Annotated in this window: 19 protein-coding genes; 14 read left to right on the top strand and 5 right to left on the bottom strand. The window is 65.2% G+C overall.

Translation table 11 applies throughout. The features are described 5' to 3' along the window. The first annotated feature begins 36 nt into the window (after window positions 1-36). Window positions 37-933, top strand: coding sequence for an HNH endonuclease (locus HB724_RS16720; RefSeq protein ID WP_213982086.1), 897 nt, complete (start codon window positions 37-39; stop codon window positions 931-933). Window positions 934-1,027: 94 nt separating this feature from the next. Here the strand turns inward: HB724_RS16720 and HB724_RS16715 are convergent, their stop codons facing one another. Both HB724_RS16715 and HB724_RS16710 read right to left on the bottom strand, forming a co-directional pair. Beyond that, a complete protein-coding gene (locus tag HB724_RS16715) occupies window positions 1,028-1,591 on the bottom strand; it encodes an ImmA/IrrE family metallo-endopeptidase (RefSeq protein ID WP_256731580.1) in 564 nt (187 codons plus the stop codon). Continuing rightward, on the bottom strand, window positions 1,592-1,939 hold the full coding sequence (locus HB724_RS16710; protein WP_213982085.1) for a helix-turn-helix transcriptional regulator: 348 nt from the start codon (window positions 1,937-1,939) through the stop codon (window positions 1,592-1,594). It lies immediately after the preceding gene. A 184-nt stretch (window positions 1,940-2,123) separates the two neighbouring features. Between HB724_RS16710 and HB724_RS16705 the strand changes: the two genes are divergently transcribed. Next, window positions 2,124-2,348: a DUF2188 domain-containing protein gene (locus HB724_RS16705; RefSeq protein ID WP_213982084.1), complete on the top strand. Its 225-nt coding sequence runs from the start codon at window positions 2,124-2,126 to the stop codon at window positions 2,346-2,348. A gap of 228 nt (window positions 2,349-2,576) precedes the next feature. Then, window positions 2,577-2,849 carry a hypothetical protein gene (locus HB724_RS16700; RefSeq protein WP_213982083.1) on the top strand — a complete coding sequence of 91 codons (273 nt, stop codon included), beginning with the start codon at window positions 2,577-2,579 and terminating at the stop codon, window positions 2,847-2,849. A 9-nt stretch (window positions 2,850-2,858) separates the two neighbouring features. Here the strand turns inward: HB724_RS16700 and HB724_RS16695 are convergent, their stop codons facing one another. Next, window positions 2,859-4,100: a type II toxin-antitoxin system HipA family toxin gene (locus HB724_RS16695; protein ID WP_213982082.1), complete on the bottom strand. Its 1,242-nt coding sequence runs from the start codon at window positions 4,098-4,100 to the stop codon at window positions 2,859-2,861. Further along, window positions 4,090-4,425 (bottom strand): helix-turn-helix domain-containing protein, encoded by a 336-nt coding sequence (locus tag HB724_RS16690; protein ID WP_213982081.1) that lies wholly within the window; start codon window positions 4,423-4,425, stop codon window positions 4,090-4,092. The genes HB724_RS16695 and HB724_RS16690 overlap by 11 nt, the downstream gene beginning before the upstream one ends. A 277-nt stretch (window positions 4,426-4,702) precedes the next feature. On the opposite strand from HB724_RS16690, the gene HB724_RS16685 reads away from it, so the two are divergent. Then, complete coding sequence (locus tag HB724_RS16685) at window positions 4,703-6,727, top strand: hypothetical protein (protein ID WP_256731579.1); 2,025 nt, start codon at window positions 4,703-4,705, stop codon at window positions 6,725-6,727. Window positions 6,728-6,742: 15 nt separating this feature from the next. Here the strand turns inward: HB724_RS16685 and HB724_RS16680 are convergent, their stop codons facing one another. Continuing rightward, window positions 6,743-8,038, bottom strand: coding sequence for an integrase arm-type DNA-binding domain-containing protein (locus tag HB724_RS16680; RefSeq protein ID WP_213982080.1), 1,296 nt, complete (start codon window positions 8,036-8,038; stop codon window positions 6,743-6,745). A 379-nt stretch (window positions 8,039-8,417) separates the two neighbouring features. On the opposite strand from HB724_RS16680, the gene HB724_RS16675 reads away from it, so the two are divergent. From HB724_RS16675 to HB724_RS16630, 10 genes are all read left to right on the top strand, one after another. Next, window positions 8,418-9,113, top strand: coding sequence for a hypothetical protein (locus HB724_RS16675; RefSeq protein WP_213982079.1), 696 nt, complete (start codon window positions 8,418-8,420; stop codon window positions 9,111-9,113). A 71-nt stretch (window positions 9,114-9,184) separates the two neighbouring features. Then, window positions 9,185-9,355: a hypothetical protein gene (locus HB724_RS16670; protein ID WP_213982078.1), complete on the top strand. Its 171-nt coding sequence runs from the start codon at window positions 9,185-9,187 to the stop codon at window positions 9,353-9,355. A gap of 111 nt (window positions 9,356-9,466) precedes the next feature. Continuing rightward, on the top strand, window positions 9,467-10,576 hold the full coding sequence (locus tag HB724_RS16665) for an S-(hydroxymethyl)glutathione dehydrogenase/class III alcohol dehydrogenase (protein WP_213982077.1): 1,110 nt from the start codon (window positions 9,467-9,469) through the stop codon (window positions 10,574-10,576). A 15-nt stretch (window positions 10,577-10,591) separates the two neighbouring features. Next, entirely contained in the window at window positions 10,592-10,981 is a 390-nt protein-coding gene (locus HB724_RS16660) for a VOC family protein (RefSeq protein ID WP_213982076.1), read from the top strand. Further along, complete coding sequence (gene purU, locus HB724_RS16655; protein ID WP_213982075.1) at window positions 10,978-11,826, top strand: formyltetrahydrofolate deformylase; 849 nt, start codon at window positions 10,978-10,980, stop codon at window positions 11,824-11,826. The genes HB724_RS16660 and purU overlap by 4 nt, the downstream gene beginning before the upstream one ends. Before the next feature lie 11 nt (window positions 11,827-11,837). Continuing rightward, a complete protein-coding gene (gene fghA / locus HB724_RS16650; RefSeq protein ID WP_213982074.1) occupies window positions 11,838-12,671 on the top strand; it encodes an S-formylglutathione hydrolase in 834 nt (277 codons plus the stop codon). A gap of 59 nt (window positions 12,672-12,730) precedes the next feature. Beyond that, entirely contained in the window at window positions 12,731-13,645 is a 915-nt protein-coding gene (locus HB724_RS16645) for a TraB/GumN family protein (protein ID WP_213982073.1), read from the top strand. A 54-nt stretch (window positions 13,646-13,699) separates the two neighbouring features. After that, the gene (locus HB724_RS16640; RefSeq protein WP_213982072.1) at window positions 13,700-14,182 is read left to right on the top strand and encodes a DUF1440 domain-containing protein; all 483 of its coding nucleotides are present in this window, start codon (window positions 13,700-13,702) and stop codon (window positions 14,180-14,182) included. A 171-nt stretch (window positions 14,183-14,353) separates the two neighbouring features. Beyond that, on the top strand, window positions 14,354-16,132 hold the full coding sequence (locus tag HB724_RS16635; RefSeq protein WP_213982071.1) for a ShlB/FhaC/HecB family hemolysin secretion/activation protein: 1,779 nt from the start codon (window positions 14,354-14,356) through the stop codon (window positions 16,130-16,132). Then, a partial coding sequence (locus HB724_RS16630; protein WP_213982070.1) for a filamentous hemagglutinin N-terminal domain-containing protein occupies window positions 16,132-21,365 on the top strand: 5,234 nt, incomplete at its 3' end. The genes HB724_RS16635 and HB724_RS16630, both read left to right, overlap by 1 nt.

Here is a 21,365-nt window from a genome sequence, read left to right as displayed (position 1 = left end):
ATGGACACATGCGAAATATCCCGGCTATCGTTCGTAATGGCATTTGGCGTCTTCATTCATCGGGTAGACTCGATCTATGACGATAGCCCAGCCGAACGTTATCAATTTCCGAGCCAATATCTGAGCAGGGCCGAGGCCTGCATTGACGACTGGATCATATACTACGAGCCGCGGAAGGTCGCGGAGACACGCGGCTATTATGCGGTTGCCAAACTGCAGCAGATCATCCCAGATCCGACCGCGGCCGGCATGTTTCTGGCTCTGATTGAGCCAGGGAGCTATTTGGATTTCGCCAATCCAGTCCCGTTCAGTGGACCTGACGGTGTTATTGAAACCGGAGTCCTCAACGAGACGGGTCGCATTTCCGGGCGCGCGCAATCAGCTGTGCGCCCAATCTCCGCTATCGACTTCAATCGGATTATCGCCCTCGGGCTTGCCGTAGACGACGGCATATTACCTCGCATTGGTGATGCGCCAATTTCTTCGGTACGAGAGGAAAAGCTACCGTTCCATTATGAAGTCCAGCGGGAGCGGGTCACTGTCCTTGGATCCCGTGTCGTGCGGGATCGAATATTCCGCAAAATCGTCTTACGTGCCTATGATTCTCGCTGTGCAATTACGGGCTTGAAGCTCATCAACGGAGGCGGCCGAGCCGAGGTGGAAGCGGCGCACATTCGGTCGGTTGAGGCGAACGGGCCTGACATTGTCAGCAATGGGATATCGCTATCGGGAACGGCCCACTGGATGTTCGATCGAGGCCTAATCAGCCTGAATGACGACCTTCAGATATTGGTCTCTCGCCAGGCCAATGATCCAGATGGGATACGAGCCATGATCAATAAGAGCGGCCGCGCTCTCGCGCCAAAGCGCATGGTCGAACGCCCTCATCCGCACTTTCTGAGTTGGCATCGCGAACATTGCTTCAAACACTGAAAGGCTATTCAGAGTTGTTGGGCTGCGAGTTCGAAACGATCACCATCGATCCGATACAGTGTGGCGGGCCGAGTTGGACCCGGTGCCAACAATTCTATGCTCGGGCGCGAAAGGCCAACCGCTTTTCCACGCCAGTCATTCGACATCGCCAGCTGCATAGATCGTCGCTGACACCGAAATGCCTTGCGATTTCCTGCATCGATGAACCTGTGCTTCTGTGGTGAAGCAGGGCCGCCTGAGGCAGCAGCAGGGCGGCGCCGAGCCAATCGGCCTCTTCCTCCTGCTCGTCGGAATAGTCCGAAAGGAGCGTGAGGCCGCTCGGCGATACGTTCACCGACGCTGGCACATGCTCTAGAATCAGATGAGACAGTTCATGCATCAGGGTCGAGCATTGCCGGCGCTTGCTCTGCGCGTTGTTGAGGACGATCAGCCGAACACCGTCCTCGTCGAGAGTCATGCCGGACCAACTATCTGGATCGTGCACAAGAAGTTGAGAGACATGCGCCGGATCGAGATCAAGATCATTAACGTCGAAGACCAGCACTCCGAGCTTCGCAGCGTAAACCCAAGGGTCGAGCTTCGCCAATGGATCGAGTCCTAAGTCGGTGCGCGCAGCCTCCGCACGCCGCTCGGCGTCAGCTTTGAAGCCCCGGCGCATCTATCGCCGCATCAGCTCCAAGCGTGCATTCTTTGCTCTTTGGGCAGCGAGAATGAGTTCTGCCAAGGACAATGCCGTTTCTTTGGAGACCGTCTTCTTTTTCCGGAAATGCACGACCGCTGGCCTTTCTTCCTGTCGATCGGCGCTTTCCACGCCTAAGAAAATGGCGGGATCGACTTCCAACCAGCGGCAGATTTTAGCGAAAGTTGCGAGGTCCGGTACGTTTCCATTCTCTACGCGCGAGAGGGTCGCCGAACTTACGCCAGCCTCGGCGGCGGCGGCTCGGATACCCTGACTTCCACGTTTTTTTGTGATTAGCCTGCCCAGATCTTCGATCGGAAGCGCCATAGATTCTCCCGTGGAGCGCACGCGCTTGACTCAGCGCGAGGATCGCTTTACCGTCTCATATGTAAGACAAGTCGTCTCAAGATTGATACTGCCTTACTTAAGAGACGGGGAATCACGTCTGGCTGCGCGAGTCAAGTGAAAGCAGCCCGGCGAGCCCCCCATCCATCATGTTGGAGGTAATATCATGAGCGGCAAAAATCAGTATGTTGTTCGAAATGGGGACGGCTGGGGCGTTCGCGGTGAAGGCAATTCTCGCCTGACCAGTGCATTCGACACCCAGGCTCAAGCGATCGAGCGCGGGCGGGAAATCGCTCGCAATCAGGGTGCAGAGCTGCGGATCCAAGGACGAGACGCGCGGTTTCGCGAGGCCTGGTCCTACGGGAATGACCCCTATCCCCCGGAAGGCTGAATATCAGGGCCGCACCCAAAGGTGCGGCCCTCTTTTTTATGGGAATAGCAATGCGCAAGATTTCAACAATTAAGCCCTTGCGGCCTTTGAAGCCACTGGACCGGATGCAGAATATGAAAACGCTCCGACCCTTGGGGAAGAACCGTTGGGTCAGGGCTCACTGGCGCTACGATTATGGTCGCAGGCAGTGGGAATGGGTGCTCGGACACTGGGCAAAGTGAGGTTGTGATGCTCAAAATTACAGGTCTCGACAAGCTTCAGAAGGATCTGAAGGACGCCAGCCGCGCCATGCAGGGGTTGAATGGCCGGATAGCGGAAGTTCGGTTCGACCCGTCCGATCCGACGAACGTAAACGCTGCAGTCCGCACGATGGAGCGAGCTGTCGACCAGAAGGTGGCTCCGTACAGGAACAATCCCTTGGTTGCGGAGATGGTCAAGGGCGTGAAGGCCAATTATCGCGCATCGATCATGGAGCAGGCCCGCAAAGCCCGACAAGCATAATCTGCCTCATTAGCGCTGCGCCCTGGCCAAATCGTCATGCTCGAATGCACTTGCCATCCGTTCGATCTCGGATGCTTTCGCTCCATTCGCCCTGGCGACGTCCCGCCATTTGGAAACGGCCTGTCCGACCTCGCCGACGATCGTCTTTGCCTCCTTTGCGGAGAGCCCGAAATATCCGGCAACCGATAGTGCCAGGTCGATATCGCAGGTGGCTTCATCGAGATCAATGTTGGTCGTCAGAATCCGGGGCTTCACGTCGGTCGGGACGGGATTGAGATCATAGACCGGCGACAGCGTCCAACCGGCCTTGTCCACCCACAGGAATCCGTGATTACGCAGATGATCATCGACGTTCGAGATGAGAATATTGAGCACCATCCGGCGATAAAGCTCGGCCGCATCGCCGTTTGCGCGGGCGCCATATCGGGTGAGCGTATCGACCAGCTCGGGGTAGCTGCCATGGTCCCCGTCCTTGAGGCCCATCATCGAAAGCGCCGACAAGAAGGGTATTCGCCGTTCGCCGTCGCGATCGAACCGCCGCGATAACAGGACGGGTGTTCCGGCGACTTCGATCAACTCGGTCGGCGCGACCGTGACGCCAGCCGATTGGGCGAGCTGGATCGCGACCGCCTCCCAGAGCTCGATGCGATAGTCGTCCGTCTCCTTGGCGAACTTGGCGATGGCCAAGTTGCCATGCTGGTCCACGACGGAAGCTTTTGGACGGGCGCCGCCGAGCGAGGATCCTGGCGCGAAGATCAGCAGCAGATCCTCATCGGTTTCCTCGTCACGCAGAATGCGTTCGGTCACCGCAAGCAAGCGCCCGAGTTCGATCAGCCCAGGTACGCCCGTGTCGGTTTGCGCCTGGAATGCCTCTTCGCCGATCCGCCTGAATCGCAATGCACCGAGACGAGCCACATCGGAGACGCCGAGCAGATAGTCGAGCTCGCCCAGGGTTCGGACCGCCCTTCCTTCGCGCTCAGCGCGGCGGCGCTCTGCCCGCTGCATGAGGCGGCGACCCCAGGTATCGGGAGCCGAATCGCCGATCGATCCGAATAGTCCGGCATTGGGTGCGAATGCGCCCCGATCGAGCTGCAGGGCGGGCTCCAGCGAGAATTTGTTCGGATCGTCGAGCCAGGCGTCGTGATATTCGAAGGTAACGGGCGCACGAGCGCCGCGGCGCGGGGCATAAAGCGTTCCGACGCGTTGAACCTCGCCGGCCAGATCGATATGGACCTCGATGTCATCCGGCATCGTTCGTCGCCTTCCGCCGGCGCAGCCGGACACGCTCCGGCAGCGCTTCGGACGACAGGGCCAGGCCCACGGTATCGTTGGATGGATCGGCGACCTGCTCCAGACCGTCGAGCAATCCGAGGGCCTGAAGCACAGCGGCGTAAATGCCCATGCCCACGCTATGATCGCCCTGTTCGATCCGGCGCAGAGTCGGCCGCGTGGTAAAGGCGCGCTCGGCTACCACCTCCGCCGGAAGCCCCCGACGGCGACGGGCGTCATGGATGTCCTGGCCGAGCTTTCTAAGCGCCCGGCGGACAGCGATCGAGGGGTGATGCGGCGTAGGCATTGGAAACATCGCTTTCCGTTATCGCTACTTTATGTATCATGAAGTTTCCAAAGATCAAGTTCCCGTAAAACCGATTCCTCGAGATGGAGCAGATCAGCGATCCTGCCGCTGCGCGGAAACCATATTGGCAACTCCGCTTTTCGAGCGGACTTCGCACTATAATTGCCTAGGGACAGCCGGCAGGCGTTCACCAGTTATGGTCTCGTTCACTGATTCCGCTTCCGTAACGATCTGATCGCGGTACAGAGTGCGTCCGGATTCGATCCGGCAAAAATGATTGCAGGACCTGCTCTATTTCATGATCTCGAAGCCTCCGCGTCGGCGTACTGCGCCGAACCCAATATCGGTTACGCCTGCCACCAATGTCGACGCTTCGCCGAAAAAGCGCGGCATGGCACCACGCCCCATCGTCGATTTCCCGATGCCGAAATCGAAGGTCTGGGTCGAGCCGGACACATTCCACGAAGCGCTGACGCTTCACATGGAGCGGCATGACGATAGCGCATGGCATCTCCATCGCGCCATCGTCCGCCCCGAGGATCGCTTCGATCGCAAGACGATCGTGCAATGGATGTCGGGCAAAAAGGCACCGCGCGCGGTCGCCAGCATGGAAATGCTGGCGCGGATCGAGTGGCGCTATCGTCTGCCGTCGCGTTACTTCAAAGCCAAGCTGCCCCATGCCAGCCGAGCCGCCACCGGACATACGAAGTTGTATGGGATCGAGCCGGCCGAACGGCGGCGGCTCGCCTGGCACTTGCCCGACGATTTCGACGATCGCCCCGCCGCCGAGCGGGAAACGATCCTCGAATGGGTCAGGACCGTCATCATCTCCGGTGCGACCGACTATCGCCGCTTCCAAGTCGAAGCGATGAAGCATCGCTATGCGATCCGCTTTCCCGAACTGACGGGCAGGAAGCGCAGAACTTCGCTGGATCCGGACATCGAAGACGAGCAGCTCGACGATGTCGAGCTGGAGCTCAAGGCCACCGCCGTGGACGCGCCCCGCGCGCTGGCGAACGAGGTCGCCCATCTCATCCGCTTCAAGACATCGACGCTCACCGACCTCGGATTCCAGCGGCACGGCGTGTGGAACGAGCAAACGGCGTTGCAGAAGATCGAGCATCTGGGCCTGTTGTTCGGCGCTTTGGCCGCGGCGCCCAAAGGGCCGGTTGCGGGCAAAGGTGTGCCGCTCACCAATCTCGGCATGGCATTGCTGGTGTTTCCCGCGGTGTGGGACTGGTACATCCAATGGCGAGAGCGCAAGCGCGGCTTCTACACCGTGTGGGAAGTGAACATGCTCCAGCTGGGCCTGGCGCTGACGCGCAACGGAACCGGTTGGCTACGCCAAAGCCCTCAGCTCGGTCGGCGCTTGCGCCCCATCCCGGGCCTGCTCTCGTGTGCCGACATCGATGCCGCGCTCGCGGATTGGGATGGCGCCTGCGACACCTTCCACCAGCACGGGATCGCGCGTTCGAAGGAAATTCAGAGGGTGGCCCGGGTCCACCGCGATCCCTTCGAGCCGATCATGCCCGTGCTGGAAGCGGATAGCCCGGTCGGTGAATATCGCCGTATCACCGAGGAGATTTTGCGGTTGATGCCGGATTCGCGCCGCTATCCACGTGCAGCCGCGGAGGCCGTACGCTCCTTCCTGATTTTGCGCCTCGGTCTTCATCTGGGCATTCGCCAGAAGAACCTGCGCCAATTGCTGTTATGCCCTCGCGGCAAGCTGCCGGCGACCGAACGGCAGTTGGAAGCGCAAAAGCGCGGCGAGCTGCGCTGGAACGAGCGCGAGAAGGGGTGGGAAGTCCTTATCCCCGCCGTCGCTTTCAAAAACTCGGGTTCGTCCTTCTTCGGCAACAAGCCGTTTCGCTTGATGCTGCCGAATCTGGGCGGGCTCTACGAGCATATCGATGCTTATGTGCGAAAACATCGGAGCATCCTCCTCAACGGATCTCCCGATCCCGGCACCTTCTTCGTCAAAACCGTCAAGAAAACGAGCAGGGACGCGTCATACAACCAATGCACTTTCTACGAGGCGTGGCGGCTGATCACGCAGCGGTACGGTGTCTATAATCCCTATACCGAACGCGGCGCCATCGAAGGTCTGCTTCCCCACGGACCGCACAATGTGCGGGATGTCCTGGCAACGCATATTCTCAAGCAGACCGGGTCATACGAGCAAGCGCGCTACGCCATTCAGGACACACCGGATATCGTCGCCAAGCATTATGGGCGCTTCCTGCCCCAGGACAAGGCGGCACTGGCTGCGCAAATCCTGAACCGTGTCTGGGAGGCGGCCTGATCGCACGCTTGGATCCTAGCCCGGCTCCACTTCGAGATACTCGAACGCCTCCTTCAGCGTCGCAAAGGGGGCGACCGTGGTGCTAACGCCGTCGAGCAGCTCGGCGATCTTGCGAGAGGTGCATTCGATCGCGAGCCGCAAAGCTTCGTCGATGTGGATATAGCCCTGGGTTACCCCACGCTTTCCATGCCCCAGCATGGCGGCGATGGTCAGCTCTGAGAAACCCAGATCGCCTGCCACGCTGCCGAACGTGTGGCGAAGCGTATGCGCCGTGACATTCTCCAGGCGGGCTCTCTTGACGATCCGGAGAATGACATCCGGGCCCTGCCGATAGAAGTTGCGACTCAGCTCGGCCGGAAAGACATAGTCGCTATCAGGGTATCCAGGCTGTGCCGCGATAATCCGGATCGCCTCGCGGCCGACAGGCCGGCGCTGACCGTCGCTCTTGGTGTCGGGCAATGTGATGACGGCATTTTGCTGATCGACCCAGGGCCTGCGGATGCCTTGGGCTTCGTTCAGCCTGAATCCCGTTACGGCGATCAAGCGCACTAGATCGAGGCCTTTGCGGGCTTCACCGAACTCCACCAACTCCCGCATCGCCTCGCCGAACTGCGCGAGCTCTTGTGCGCTAAGCCGACGCTCTCGACGATTGCCGGCCAGTCGGCGAACCCCGACCGCGGGGTTGTCTTCGATAACGTTGAGGCGCTTGGCATGTGCGAAAATGGCCTGGAGCGTGCTGACCGTTCGTGCTGCGGCCCCCGCCCCGCCGGCCGAGAAGCGACCGCGCCCACTTCGGCGCGATACTGCCGTCTTGCCCGCCGCGATATCGGCCTGCATCCTCGAAATGTCGGCTGTGTTGAGCGATGCGACTTTCCGCGAGCCCAAGAGGGGCTTGATGTGCCGCTCGATCCTGGAGCGGTCCATGTAGAGGGTCGAGTCCTTGATCGGTCGATTGCGTCGGCCCAGCAGCCGTCCGGACTCGGCTTCCTCGAGATACCAATCGCAGACGTCTGCCACGGAGGGCGCCTCGCGTCTGCCTCGCTTGTCGGCCGCCGGATCCTCGCCCCAAGCGACGCGACCCAAGTGCATCCTCGCCAGCTTGCGAGCCTCATCGACCGTGAGAATGCCAACCCGGCCGATCGTCATGCGCCGGGAACGCCCCTCGGCATTTCGATATTGGACGACGAACGCCTTCGCACCGCCTTGGCTGACCCGCACGCCGAAGTTGCGAACCTCACTATCCCACAGAAATACCTGCCCATTTTTCGGGACGGCGATCGCGTCCACGGTGGTTTTGGTCAGCTTCCGCATGCCGCATCTCTTGCTTACATATTCCCAAAATCCCCTTCTTTATACGCGATATGTAGGCTTGACGCTACCCTTCTGGAGCGTGCTCAGTCGCGCTGCGGCGTGTAATAACACTGATTTGTTGACACAAATCCTGTTTCATCGTAATCGGTAGTGGTCGATCGAAGCCGGTCAGGCTCGTTGGTAAGGCTGAGGTCGTGAGTTCAATCCTCACCGGCAGCACCATTTTCTCCCTTGAAAATCAACGGTTTAACGAACCCCTCCGGGGGATCGCCGGTAGGTCATCGGTAGGGCGCGCGAGAAAGGACCAGCAAAGGACGATTGGACGGTTTCGGCTCATCCTTTTATTGCGACGTGGCTGCACGTCGTTCAGGTTGGCGAAATGGCAAGCGGGGCGACCTTTCAGGACTTCTTCACGCGCACGATGGGCGAATTCGGATCGGTCCCCAAGCGCGGGCTTATATATGCGGCGACAGCGGGCGCTTTGTCCGCCGCAGCCGATCTAGCCCATTGGAGTTTAGGGCCGACCCCAACCGATATTGATTATGCTGCGTTCGCCTTCGTCATCTGCGTATGGCTGGTGGCTGGATACGCGACGACCATGGCTATGATAGACAAGCCTTTTTCGTCCGGTGGTTTTCTCAGATTTACCGGCATGACTATTGCAACCTTCGTTCCGATCTTCTCCGGTTTGGCTATGTTGGTTTACGCTTCGCGCGAGAATGCGAACGTGCTTCTAACATTTGCACTAGCAGTTCTCATTTTCGGCGTTCTTGTGATTGCATTCTTGCCCGCGTGGCCGATTGCTCAAGGTTTATCCAGAGTGTTCGTTAATCCTGCGCGCGTTGTCAAAGCAACACGCGGTTATCGTTGGTCGCTAGTGTTGGTATTTTTTGCGGCGAGCAGCGTTAACAAACTTGTTCCGAATATGTCGTCGGCGTCGAACGTGGGCGAGGCTGCGCTATTGGCTATTGCAGGGGCCGTGGTTTCGGCGGCAACCCTTGTTCTGACAGCGAGCATAGCAGTCACCGCGTGGAAGTTTGCGACACAGCGCGATCCAAGCCTCGCCTTCGGCTAATTCGACGGTTCCGATTGATCTTCCGGCAAGGCGCAAAAAGAAGCCCGGTCCTATGGCGGGCACCGGGCTAGGTGGCGAGCGCCGCGGCGATCGTCCGGGCCGTCGACGCCGACCGGCCGCCGCTGCGCCTGCTGCTGGGATCGGGCGCCTATCAGCTCGCCTCGTCGCACCTCGACGCGATGCGCGAGAATATCGAGCCGTGGAAGGATCTGACCGTCAGCGCCGACTTCCCGCAGGAATAGGCGGCCGGTTCGAGCGGGTGCCGGTTTGCCGGCGCCCGAGCGGCGCGCCCTCTTGCAAGCGACGGCCCTTTCGCGGATCAGGCCCGCGCAGCCGATTGAGAGGGAGTCGCCATGAAGACCAGAGCCGCCGTCGCGTTCGAAGCGAAGAAGCCGCTGGAGATCGTCGAGCTCGACCTCGAAGGCCCCAAGGCCGGCGAAGTGCTGGTCGAGATCATGGCGACCGGCATCTGCCATACCGACGCCTATACGCTCGACGGCCTCGACAGCGAGGGGCTGTTCCCCTCGATCCTGGGGCATGAAGGCGCCGGCATCGTCCGCGAAGTGGGCGCGGGCGTGACTTCGGTGAAGCCCGGCGACCATGTGATCCCGCTCTACACGCCCGAATGCCGCCAGTGTAAGTCGTGCCTCTCGGGCAAGACGAACCTGTGCACCGCGATCCGCGCGACCCAGGGCAAGGGGCTGATGCCCGACGGCACCACGCGCTTCTCCTACAAGGGCCAGCCGATCTATCACTATATGGGCTGCTCGACCTTCTCGAACTTCACCGTGCTGCCCGAGATCGCGGTGGCGAAGATCCGCGAGGACGCGCCCTTCCAGTCCTCCTGCTATATCGGCTGCGGCGTCACCACCGGCGTCGGCGCGGTGGTCAAGACCGCCAAGGTCACGCCGGGCAGCAACGTCATCGTCTTCGGCCTGGGCGGCATCGGCCTGAATGTGATCCAGGGCGCGAAGATGGTCGGCGCCGACAAGATCATCGGCGTCGACCTCAACGATTCCAAGGAGGAATGGGGCCGCCGCTTCGGCATGACCGATTTCGTGAACCCCGCGAAGGTGGAGGGCGATCTCGTCCAGCATCTCGTCGCGCTCACCGATGGCGGCGCCGACTATACGTTCGACTGCACCGGCAATACCCAGGTGATGCGCACCGCGCTGGAGGCGTGCCATCGCGGCTGGGGCGAGAGCATCATCATCGGCGTGGCCGAAGCGGGCAAGGAGATCAGCACCCGCCCCTTCCAGCTCGTCACCGGCCGCGTGTGGAAGGGCAGCGCGTTCGGCGGCGCCAAGGGCCGGACCGACGTGCCCAAGATCGTCGACTGGTACATGAACGGCAAGATCGAGATCGACCCGATGATTACCCACGTCCTCAGCCTGGAGGAGATCAACAGGGGCTTCGACCTGATGCATGCCGGCGAAAGCATCCGCAGCGTCGTCGTCTACTGAGCGAAGGGGCGGGGAATGTTCAGCCATGTGATGCTGGGCGCGGACGATCTCGACGCGTCGCGGGCCTTTTACGATGCGACGCTGGGCGCGCTGGGCATTCCGCCGGGCGCGATCGATGCCAAGGGCCGCCTGATCTACACGCACAAAGGCGGCCGCTTCATGGTGACGCGGCCGATCGACGGCGGCTCGGCCTCGCATGCCAATGGCGGGACGGTCGGCTTCCTTGCGCCTTCATATGAAGCCGTGGAGGCCGGGCATGCGATCGGCGTCGCCCATGGCGGCACGACCTGCGAGAATCCGCCGGGCCTGCGCGAGCTGGGCGACGGGCGGCGGCTCTACCTCGCCTATCTGCGCGATCCCGCGGGCAACAAGCTGTGCCTGCTGACGCCCGCCACCGCGCCATGAACCCGCCCATCTGGATCCTGACGCTCGACTGCGACGATCGGCCCGGCATCGTCGCGGCGGTGAGCGGGTTCCTGGCGGCGCGCGACGGCTTCATCCTCGACAGCCAGCAATATGCCGATCTGGAGACCGGCCGCTTCTTCATGCGGGTCGAGTTCAAGGCGGCGGGGGCGCCGCTGGATACCGACATGCTGCGCGCCGAGTTCGCGCCGCTGGCCGGGAGCATGGGGTTCGACTGGGCCCTGACCGATGCCGCCGAGCAGCCGCGCGTGCTGGTGGCGGTCTCCACCGGATCGCATTGCCTCAACGACCTGCTGCATCGCTGGAAGACCGGATCGCTGGGCGTGGAGATCGTCGGCGTCGTCTCGAACCATGAGGTGCTGCGCGACCTGACCGAATGGCACGGCCTGCCCTTCACGCTGCTGCCCCCTGAGGCCGAAGCGCGCGAGGTCGCGATCCTTGAACGGTTCGAGGCGCTGGAGGCCGATTATCTCGTCCTCGCGCGCTACATGCAGATCCTTTCGCCCGAGCTTGCAGATCGGCTGGCGGGGCGCTGCATCAACATCCATCACAGCTTCCTGCCCGGCTTCAAGGGCGCGCGGCCCTATCACCGCGCCCATGCGCGCGGGGTGAAGCTGATCGGCGCGACCGCCCATTTCGTGACGAGCGACCTCGACGAAGGGCCGATCATCGAGCAGGCGGTCGAGCGGATCGATCACCGCGCCTCGGTGGACGAGATGATCCGCATCGGCCGCGACATCGAGGCGCAGGTGCTGGCGCGCGCGGTGCGCTGGGTGGGCGCGCGGCGCGTGTTCCTGAACGGCATCCGCACGATCGTATTCCGCTGAAAGGACCGGCAATGGAGACGCTTTCCACCAACAAGTCCCATGGCGGCGTCCAGGGCGTATATCGCCACGCCTCCGCCGCGACCGGTACCGACATGACCTTCTCGGTCTATGTCCCGCCGCATGGGGAGGGGGCGAAGCTGCCGGTGCTCTGGTTCCTCTCGGGCCTCACCTGCACCCATGCCAATGTCACCGAGAAGGGCGAGTATCGCGCCGCCTGCGCCGAGCATGGCGTGATCCTGGTGGCGCCCGACACGTCCCCGCGCGGCGAAGGCGTGCCGGACGACCCGGCCTATGATTTCGGCCAGGGCGCGGGCTTCTATCTCGACGCGACCGAGGCGCCCTGGACGACGCATTTCCGGATGCGCACCTATATCGAAAGCGAATTGCCGGCGCTGATCGGCGCCGAATTCCCCGCCGACATGGGCCGCCAGGGCATCACCGGCCATTCGATGGGCGGGCATGGCGCGCTGACCGTGGCGCTGCGCAATCGCGACCGCTTCCGCAGCGTCTCCGCCTTTTCTCCGATCGTGGCGCCGAGCCAGGTGCCCTGGGGCGAGAAGGCGCTGGCCGGCTATCTGGGCGAGGATCGGGCGGCCTGGCGCACCCATGACGCGGTCGCTCTGATCGAAGACGGCGCGCGCGTCCCCGAGCTGCTGGTCGATACCGGATCGGCCGATCCGTTCCTGACCGAGCAGCTCAAGCCCGAATCGCTGGAGGCGGCATGCCGCGACGCCGGGATCGCGCTTACCCAGCGCATCCAGCCGGGCTATGACCATAGCTATTATTTCGTCTCGACCTTCCTGGCCGATCATGTCGCCTGGCACGCCGAACGGCTGAAGGCGTGATCGCAACCGCCCGGTAACCGGGCAGGCCGCACAAGGGCGTGAACCCGCTGGAGTTTCGCATGACCAAGATCTTCCGCCACGCCACTGCCGCCGCGCTGGCGCTGCTGCTCGCCCCCGCGGCCCTTGCCCAGACCGCCACGCCCGCAGCGCCCCCCGTCGCCGTGCAGGATGCCGATCCGGCCTTGTGGGTGGTGAAGGACGACGACACGACCATCTACCTGTTCGGCACCATCCACGTGCTGAAGCCGGGGCTGAGCTGGTTCGACGAGGCAGTGAAGGCGGCGTTCGACAAGAGCGACGAGGTGGTGCTGGAGATGATCCAGCCCGATCAGGCGACCATGGGCACGCTGGTGGCGCGCACCGCGCTCAACCCCGGCGGCCCGACGATCACCGAGCAGCTGCCCGCCGACAAGCGCGAACCCTATGCCAAGGCGCTGGCCGAATCGGGCATGTCCCCCGCGATGCTCGATCCCTTCCATCCCTGGTATGCGGCGATCGCGCTCAGCGTGCTGCCGCTCAAGAAGCTCGGCTATGATCCGGCAAGCGGCGCCGAAGCGGGCATCACCGCCGCCGCCAGGGCCGCCGGCAAGCAGCTTGTCGGGCTGGAGACGCCCGAGCAGCAGATCGGCTATTTCGCCGCGATGCCCGATGCGCTCCAGGTCAAGTTCCTGGTCTCGACGATCGACGAATATCCGACGATGGGCGACGAGCTGGGCAAGATGGTGACGAGCTGGTCGGCCGGCGATCCCGATGCGCTGGGCAAGACGATGAACGAGGCGCTGCGCGAAACCCCCGAAGTCGCCAAGCTGCTGCTCACCGATCGCAACGCGCGCTGGGCGGACTGGATCGACCAGCGCATGGCCAAGCCGGGCACCGTCTTCGTCGCGGTCGGCGCGGGCCATCTGGCGGGCAATGACAGCGTCCTGGCGTTCCTCGCCAAGCACAATCTCAAGGCCGCGCGCATCCCGTATTGACGCGGGCGCCGCGCGGGGCTCTGGCATCCGGACCTTCTCGTGACGGAGCAGCTTATGGCCAGGAATCCCCGCCCGTTTCTCGGCCTGTTCGCCGGTATCGCCGCGGGGCTGGTCGCCTCGGCCGCGATGGCGGTGTTCCAGGATCAGGCGGCGAAGCTGCTTCCCGAAGAGGGCGACGACGAGGATCCCGCCACGGTGCAGGCTGCCGATGCCGTATCCGAAGCCGTGACCGGCGATCCGGTGCCCGAGCCCTATCGCGAGCAGGCGGGCAAGGCGGTGCATTATATCGTCGGCGGCGTGCTGGGCGGCATCTATGGCGTGCTCGCCGAATATCGCCCGGAGGCACGCTCGGGCTTCGGCACCACCTATGGCATCGCCACCGCGGCGCTGCTGGACGAGGCCGTCATCCCCGCCGCCGACCTGGGCCCGGCGCCCGACGAGGCCCCGCTCGCCACCCAGGCCTATGGCGTGGCATCGCATCTTCTCTATGGCTGGGTGCTCGAAGGCGTGCGCGCGCTGCTCGCGGGAAAGCGCTGACGCCGGAGCAGGCGCCACAGTCCCCGAAAAGAAACAGAAGTCTGGTTTCGTGCGCATCGAAGATCGGACTTGGTTGACTCGCGGGTAACTTTCGCTCACCCATAAGCGGGGTCCAAGAAACGCATAATATTCAGGCATGACTGCGGCTTAACGCTGTCAGAGGGGCGTGCGATGCGTGAAAGGTTCGGGCGGACCGCCCTGTTTCTGTCCGGCATTCTGATCGGCGATCAGGCATTTGCGCAGCAGACTCCGCCGCCCCCGCCGGCGAATCAAGTCGAGCAGGCGGTGCCGCGCCGCGACCAGGTGGAGCCGTCGACCGCGCCCGAGGAAGCCTCGCGGACGCGCGTGCGCATCGATACGCGCGGCGCGATCCCGCCGCCGCCCTGCGCGCTCGAATCCTCGCCGCTGCGCGTCACGCTGACCTCGGTCTCCTTCCAGAATTCCGCCGGCGGGCCGATCGCGCCTGAGCTGCAGCGCCTATTGGCCAAAATCTCCACCGGCCCGGCGGGCGAGCAGCCGATCGCGGTGGTCTGTTCGATTCGCGACCAGGTGAACGAACTGCTCAACGATGCGGGCTATGTCGCGCTCGCGCAGATCCCGTCGCAGGAGATTGCCTCGGGCGATCTCAAGCTGACGATCGTCACCGCGCATATCGTGGAAGTGCGGATCCTGGGCGAGCTGGGGCCGTTCCGGCGCATCATCGAATCGCGCATCGACGCCATCCGCCAGATCGATCCGCTCAACCGCAAGGAGGCCGAGCGCATCCTGCTGCAGACCGGCGACATTCCCGGCGTGGACGTCCGCCTCGCGCTGCGCGCCGCCGGATCGGGCTCCGCCGCGGGCGACGTGATCGGCGAGCTCTCGGTCGAGACCCGGCGGCTCCAGGTGCTCGCGAACGTCCAGAATTTCGGATCGCGCCAGCTCGGGCCGGCGATCGCCTCGATCCGCGCCGAAGCCTATGGGCTGACCGGCCTCGCAGACCGAACCTATTTCGCCTATTCCAATTCGACCGACTGGAACGAGATCCATGTCGCCCAGGCCGGCCATGATTTCGCGCTGAACAGCGCCGGGCTGCGCGCCGCGATCCGGGGCAGCCTGGCGCTGTCGCGGCCGGACATCCCCAATCTCGACCTGCGTTCGCGCTCGGCCATCGTCGGGGTGGAGCTGAGCCAGCAGATCGTGCGCCGGGTCGACAAGCAGCTCACCGCCACGATCGGCTTCGAGGCGCTCGACCAGCGCACCCAGATCCATCAGTCGGGCAGCAGCGTCCCCTTCACGCGCGACCGGATGCGCGTCGGCTTCACCCGGCTCGACGGGGAGGCGACCTTCCTGACGCCCGCCGGCACGCCGCTCACCACGCTCGGCGGCTATGCGGAGCTGCGCAAGGGTTTCGACCTGTTCGGCGCGAGCGAGACCGGGGTGGCCAAGGACGGCTATCCCCCCAGCCGGTTCGAGGGCGATCCGGAAGCGGTGGTGATCCGGGGCGAGCTGGCGGTGGACCTGCGCCCGTTCCGCGGCTTCACCCTGAGCACCCAGGCGTTCGGCCAATGGGCGAACCATCCGCTGCTGAACCTGGAGGAATTCTCGCTCGGCAACTTCACCTATGGCCGGGGCTATGATCCGGGATCGAACGGCGGCGACCGCGCCTATGCCTTCCGCATCGAGCCGCGCCTGCGCCTGCCGCTGGGCCTGCCGGTCGATATCGAGCTCACCGGCTTCTACGACACGGTGAAGATCGAGAATCTGGATCAGGGCGCCACCGAGAAGGACCGGCGGCTCCGCTCGGTGGGCGGCGGGGTGCGGCTGCTCAGCGCCGGGCGGCTGGTGGTCGACCTTCTCTATGCCCATCCGCTCGACCGCGCGCTGCTCACCGACCGGGAGAAGCCGCGCGACCGCTTCCTGGTATCGCTCACCACCCGGCTCTTTCCATTCCCCTGGGGGAGGCACTGATGCTCGCCGCCGTCGCAATCCGCCGCCCCTCCACTTCCCTCGCCCGGCGCAAGCTGTGGTGCGGCACCGCGCTGGCGATGTGCATGTCCGCCGCCGGACCGGCCTGGGCGCAGGCGGTGCTGCCGAACGTCGCCAATGCCGGCGGCGCGACCATCACCAGCAATACGACCGCCGGCACGATGTCGGTCGACATCAACGGCGACGACCGCATCGTCACCTATAGCAGCTTCAATCTCGGCACGCCGACCTCCTCCAGCGAGGCGCTCACCTTCCTCAACAGCGGCGCGGCGGGCAGCTATTCGGTGCTCAATCGCGTGACCGGAGGATCGGGCTCCGCCATCTACGGCTCGATCAGCGCGCCGAGCGACATCACCGTCTGGATCGTCGATCCGCAGGGCGTGACCTTCGGCCCCACCGGCTCCTTCAGCGGCGGCGGGCTGGTAGTGAGCACCGCACAGCTCACCGGCGCGGACGAGACAAGCTTCCTGGCCGGCACGCTCAACACGCTGAACGGCGCCACCACCGCGCCGATCATCTTCCAGACCGGCTCCGGCGCGATCTCCGCATCGGGCGCGATCGTCGTCGTCGGCCAGCAAGTCTCGGTCGGCAAGACGATCACCTCCAGCAACGGCGCAGTCGCGCTGGTGGCGGGCACCGACGTTTCCTTCACCGACATCAACAGCCCGCTGAGCATCATCGTCAGCCGGGGCACGACGCTGGCGGCCGGCGCGGGCGTGTCCGTGGGCGCGGACGGCAGGCTGACCGGCCAGTCGATCCGGCTGGCCGGCGGCGTGGACGGGGCAGTCACCGCCGCGCTGCTCCAGGTCGATTCCGGCGCCGAGATCACCGCGACGGCGACGGGCGGATCGATCGTGCTGGCGACCGCTACGACCGGCGACATCACCATCACCAACAGCGCCGGCGACACGCCGGGCATCAGCTCGGCCGGCACGCTCGCCGCGAACGGGGCGAACGCCGATATCACCGTGACCGGTGCCGGCACGGTCGATCTGGCGGGATCGCTGTCCGCCGGGCGCAACATCGTCCTTTCCTCGACCGACGCGGCGGCGGGCAGCGTGACCGTGGCGGGTGACGTGACCACCGGCAGCGACTACCAGGTCGATGCCAGGGACATCACGCTGGGCGCGAACGGCATCACGACCCTCCAGCGGGCCGGCGGCGCGATCCGGATCAATGCCGGCGCCGCCGCGCGCGGCCGGGGCAGCCTGACGCTCCAGTCCAACACCGATTCGACAGGCGCCGAGGCGCTGAGCATCACCGCGGGCGGCGCGATCGACTTCGCCCCGACGACCAGCCTGACCGGCGGCACCGCCACCCAGCGCGCGGACGTGGTGCTGACCAGCGGCTCCACTTTGTCGGCGGGCGCGATCACCGCGCGCGCGCTGCTCGATTCGGGCCTCGCCGATCTGACCGCGTCGGGCGCCGTCACCCTGGGCAACGTCACCACCGAGCTGGGGCTGGACATCACCAGCACCGGCGGATCGATCCAGACAGGCAACCTCGCCTCCAGCACCGGCGGCGTCCGGCTCGACGCGCAGACGGGCGACATCGTCAGCACCGGCATCACCGCAGGGAGCGATATCGAGCTCGTCGCGCGCGACAATATCCGCCTGGCCTCCGCCATCTCCGCCACCGGCGGGATCAACCTCGCGGCAACCAACGGCGCCGTCACCGGCACCGAACTCGGCACCCCCGCCACCGACGGCCGCCCCCTTCCCGATTACGGCCGGACCAACCTCACCGCTGCAACCGCCGGCCAGACGATCACCGTTTCCGCGGGCACCGCCCAGCTCGGCGCGCTCAGCGCGGGCGCGGGCGCGGGCGATCTCGGCGCCAACCAGATAGCGGTGACCGCCCAGGCCATCGACCTGCTCAGCGCGACCGCGGCCAACGGCCATATCGACCTGGAAGCGACCGGCCCCATCCGCGCGGGCACGCTCTCTGCCGGATCGGGCTCGACGCTGAGCGACGTGATCGTCAACGCCACCGGCGCTACCGGCGCCGTCACCATGACCGGCGCGGTGACCGCCGGCCGCGACTATCGCGTCACCGGCACCACGGTGGCGCTCGGCGGCGGGACGCAGGCCGCGCGGGGCGCGGTGACGATCCGCGCGAACAGCGGCGACGTCACCGGGCTCGGCACGCTCACGCTGCAATCCAATTCGGACGGCACGGGCGGCGAGGCGCTGTACCTGGACGCGGTAGCCGGCGCGGTCGATCTCGCGGCCGGCAGCCGGCTGCTGGGCGGCCTGGCCGCCGGCACCGCCGCCCAGCGATCCGACGTGCAGATCACCAGCGGGCCGACGCTGCGGCTGGGCGATGTCGCCGGCAGCAGCCTGCGCACTTTCGGCAATGCGACCGATCTCGTCTCGACCGGATCGATCGCCACCGGCGACGTCACGGTGGACCAGTCGCTGCGGATCGCCAGCACGGCGGGCTCGATCTCGACGGGCAACATCGAATCGACGGCGGACGCCATCCGCCTCGACGCCCAGCCCGCGGGGGCGGTGACTGCCGGTACCGTGAAGGCGGCGAGCGCGATCGACATATCGGCGGCCACCGACATTCGTCTCGCCTCGGCGGAATCGGCTGCGGGATCGATCGTGCTGAACGCGCTGACGGGTTCGGTCGGCGGCCCCGCCCTGGGCAAGGCCGACCTGACCGCCGAAGGCGCCGGCCAGACGATCCAGGTCATTGCGGGAGGCGCCGCGCGGATCGGCAGCGTCAGCGCCGGCTCGGGCGCTGCCCAGCTCGGTGCCGACCAGCTCTCCATTTCCGCCGGCTCGATCGACCTGGACGATGCGACCGCCGTCAACGGCAATATCCATCTCGTCACGACCAGCGGCACGCTCCGCGCCGGCGCGCTCACCGCCGGCACCCCGGCGATCCTCGCCGATGTGGCGATCGCTTCGGCCGGCGCGGCGACGGTGGACGGCGACATATCGGCCTCGCGGAACTACAGCGTCTCCGGGGCCAGCGTGACGCTCGGCGATTCCGGCGGCGCCGCGGTCACCCAGGCGGCGGGCGGCGTCCTCACCATCACCACAGGCAGCGGCAACGTCCTCGGCCGTTCGGGCCTCTCGCTGCAATCGGGCGGCGATACGACCGTCAATGCGGCCGGCGCCGTGACGCTCCCGGGATCCGTATCGGCCGGCGGCAATTACAGCGTCACCGGCACCAATATCACACTCGGCAGTTCCGGCGGACCCTTCACCCAGTCGGCAGGTGGACTGCTCACCATCACCGCGACGGGCGACGTCATGGGCCTGGCGGGGCTGACCCTGCACTCGGACGGCGACGTAACCGTCGGCGCTACCGGCACCGTGGAACTGCAAGGGCCCGTATCGGCGCTGGGCAGCTACAGCGTGACAGGAACCAGCGTCACGCTTGGCGATCCCGGTGGCAGCTCGATCCTTCAGTCGTCCGGCGGGCTTCTCACCCTCACCGCGACGGGTGGCGATATCCTGGGCCGCGCCGGCCTGTCGCTCCACTCGGATCTCGACGTGACCGTCGGCGCGACGGGCGCCGTGACGCTCGCCGGTCCCGTCTCGGCTCTCGGCAATTACGACGTCACGGGCGCCAGCGTCACGCTCGGCGATCCCGGCGGCACGGCGGTTACCCAGTCGGCGAGCGGGCTCCTCACCATCACCGCGACCAGCGGCGACATCCTGGGCAATGCGGGCCTGTCGCTGCAATCGGGCGTCGACGTGATCGTCGATGCGAGCGGCGCCGTCACGCTTCAGGGGCCCGTATCGGCCGTGGGCGACTACAAGGTTACCGGCACCGGCATCACGCTCGGCGATGCGGGCGGTGCGGCGGTCACCCAGTCGGCCGGGGGAGTCGTCACCGTCACCGCGACCAGCGGCGGCATTCTCGGTCGCTCGGGCCTGTCGCTGCAATCGGACAGCGATGTGACCATCGCTGCGAACAGCGCCGTGACGCTTCGCGGCGCCGTGTCTGCCCTGGGCAATTACGATGTCACGGGAACCGGCGTCACGCTCGGCTCCGGCGGCCCGGCCATCCAATCGGCAGGCGGCTTGCTGACCGTCACCGCGACCGGCGGCGATGTCATCGGCCTTGCCGGCCTGTCGCTCCACTCGGATCTCGACGTAACCGTCGGCGCGACGGGTGCCGTGACGCTCGCGGGGCCCATATCGGCTCTCGGAAACTACGGCGTCACGGGGACCAGCGTCACGCTGGGCGATGCAGGCGGCGGGGCAGTCACCCAGTCGGCGGGCGGGCTCCTCACCATCACCGCGACGGGCGGCGACATCCTCGGCCGCTCCGGACTGTCGCTGCAATCGGGTGGCGACGTGACCATCGGTGCTACCGGCGCCGTCACGCTCCCCGGTCCTGTATCGGCCATAGGCAATTACAGCGTCACGGGAACCGGCGTCACGCTCGGTTCCGGCGGCCCGATCACGCAGTCGGCCGGTGGGCTTCTCAGCGTGACCGCAACCGGCGGCGATATCCTCGGCCTTGCCGGCCTGTCGCTCCACTCGGACAGCGACGTGATCGTCGATGCGAGCGGCGCCGTTACCCTCCAAGGCCCCGTATCGGCCGTGCGCGACTATAGCGTCACGGGATCGAGCGTTACGCTCGGGGATCTCGCAGGACCGGTCCTCCAATCGGCGGGCCGGTTCCTCACCGTCACCGCGGCGGGTGGCGATATGCTCGGCCGCTCCGGACTGTCGCTGCAATCGGGTGGCGACGTGACCGTCGATGCCACCGGCGCCGTCACCCTGCCCAGCCCCGTGTCCGCCATCGGCAACTACAGCGTCACGGGTGCCGGCGTGACGCTCGGCGACTTATCCGGAGCGGTCACCCAATCGGCGGGCGGACTCGTCACCGTCACCGCGAGCGGAGACATTGTCGGCCTTGGCGGCCTCCGCCTCCAGTCGAACAGCGACGGCAGCGGCGCGGAGTCGCTGACGCTCGACGCGGGAGGCGTCGTGGACTTCGCGCCGTCGAGCATGCTCCTCGGCGGGTTGGAAGCCGGTCCCGCCGGCGGCCGCTCGGACATCTGGATCCGCAGCGCGCCGTCGCTTGCGCTCGGCGCGGTGACCGGCCGCAGCCTGCGCAGCATCGGCGATCCCACCGATCTGGCAGCGGCGGGACCGGTGACCCTCGGCAACGTCACCGTCGATCAGGCGCTCGCAGTGCGAACGGCAGGTGGCGCGATCGCCACCGGCGACCTGACCGTGCTGGGCGC

Origin of the sequence: Sphingomonas sp. dw_22 (assembly GCF_018449795.1) — a bacterium.
Taxonomy (GTDB): Bacteria; Pseudomonadota; Alphaproteobacteria; order Sphingomonadales; family Sphingomonadaceae; genus Sphingomonas.
The sequence above is the reverse complement of the archived record's forward strand: the minus strand, read 5'-3'. Positions and strand labels throughout refer to the sequence as shown.

What these genes read in the sequence shown, in the direction of transcription:
- HB724_RS16720 (WP_213982086.1), top strand. Translation starts at nt 37, where the DNA reads ATGGCATTTGGCGTCTTCATTCATCGGGTAGACTCGATCTATGACGAT.
- HB724_RS16715 (WP_256731580.1), bottom strand. Translation starts at nt 1,591, where the DNA reads ATGCGCCGGGGCTTCAAAGCTGACGCCGAGCGGCGTGCGGAGGCTGCG.
- HB724_RS16710 (WP_213982085.1), bottom strand. Translation starts at nt 1,939, where the DNA reads ATGGCGCTTCCGATCGAAGATCTGGGCAGGCTAATCACAAAAAAACGT.
- HB724_RS16705 (WP_213982084.1), top strand. Translation starts at nt 2,124, where the DNA reads ATGAGCGGCAAAAATCAGTATGTTGTTCGAAATGGGGACGGCTGGGGC.
- HB724_RS16700 (WP_213982083.1), top strand. Translation starts at nt 2,577, where the DNA reads ATGCTCAAAATTACAGGTCTCGACAAGCTTCAGAAGGATCTGAAGGAC.
- HB724_RS16695 (WP_213982082.1), bottom strand. Translation starts at nt 4,100, where the DNA reads ATGCCGGATGACATCGAGGTCCATATCGATCTGGCCGGCGAGGTTCAA.
- HB724_RS16690 (WP_213982081.1), bottom strand. Translation starts at nt 4,425, where the DNA reads ATGCCTACGCCGCATCACCCCTCGATCGCTGTCCGCCGGGCGCTTAGA.
- HB724_RS16680 (WP_213982080.1), bottom strand. Translation starts at nt 8,038, where the DNA reads ATGCGGAAGCTGACCAAAACCACCGTGGACGCGATCGCCGTCCCGAAA.
- HB724_RS16675 (WP_213982079.1), top strand. Translation starts at nt 8,418, where the DNA reads ATGGCAAGCGGGGCGACCTTTCAGGACTTCTTCACGCGCACGATGGGC.
- HB724_RS16665 (WP_213982077.1), top strand. Translation starts at nt 9,467, where the DNA reads ATGAAGACCAGAGCCGCCGTCGCGTTCGAAGCGAAGAAGCCGCTGGAG.
- HB724_RS16660 (WP_213982076.1), top strand. Translation starts at nt 10,592, where the DNA reads ATGTTCAGCCATGTGATGCTGGGCGCGGACGATCTCGACGCGTCGCGG.
- purU (WP_213982075.1), top strand. Translation starts at nt 10,978, where the DNA reads ATGAACCCGCCCATCTGGATCCTGACGCTCGACTGCGACGATCGGCCC.
- fghA (WP_213982074.1), top strand. Translation starts at nt 11,838, where the DNA reads ATGGAGACGCTTTCCACCAACAAGTCCCATGGCGGCGTCCAGGGCGTA.
- HB724_RS16645 (WP_213982073.1), top strand. Translation starts at nt 12,731, where the DNA reads ATGACCAAGATCTTCCGCCACGCCACTGCCGCCGCGCTGGCGCTGCTG.
- HB724_RS16640 (WP_213982072.1), top strand. Translation starts at nt 13,700, where the DNA reads ATGGCCAGGAATCCCCGCCCGTTTCTCGGCCTGTTCGCCGGTATCGCC.
- HB724_RS16635 (WP_213982071.1), top strand. Translation starts at nt 14,354, where the DNA reads ATGCGTGAAAGGTTCGGGCGGACCGCCCTGTTTCTGTCCGGCATTCTG.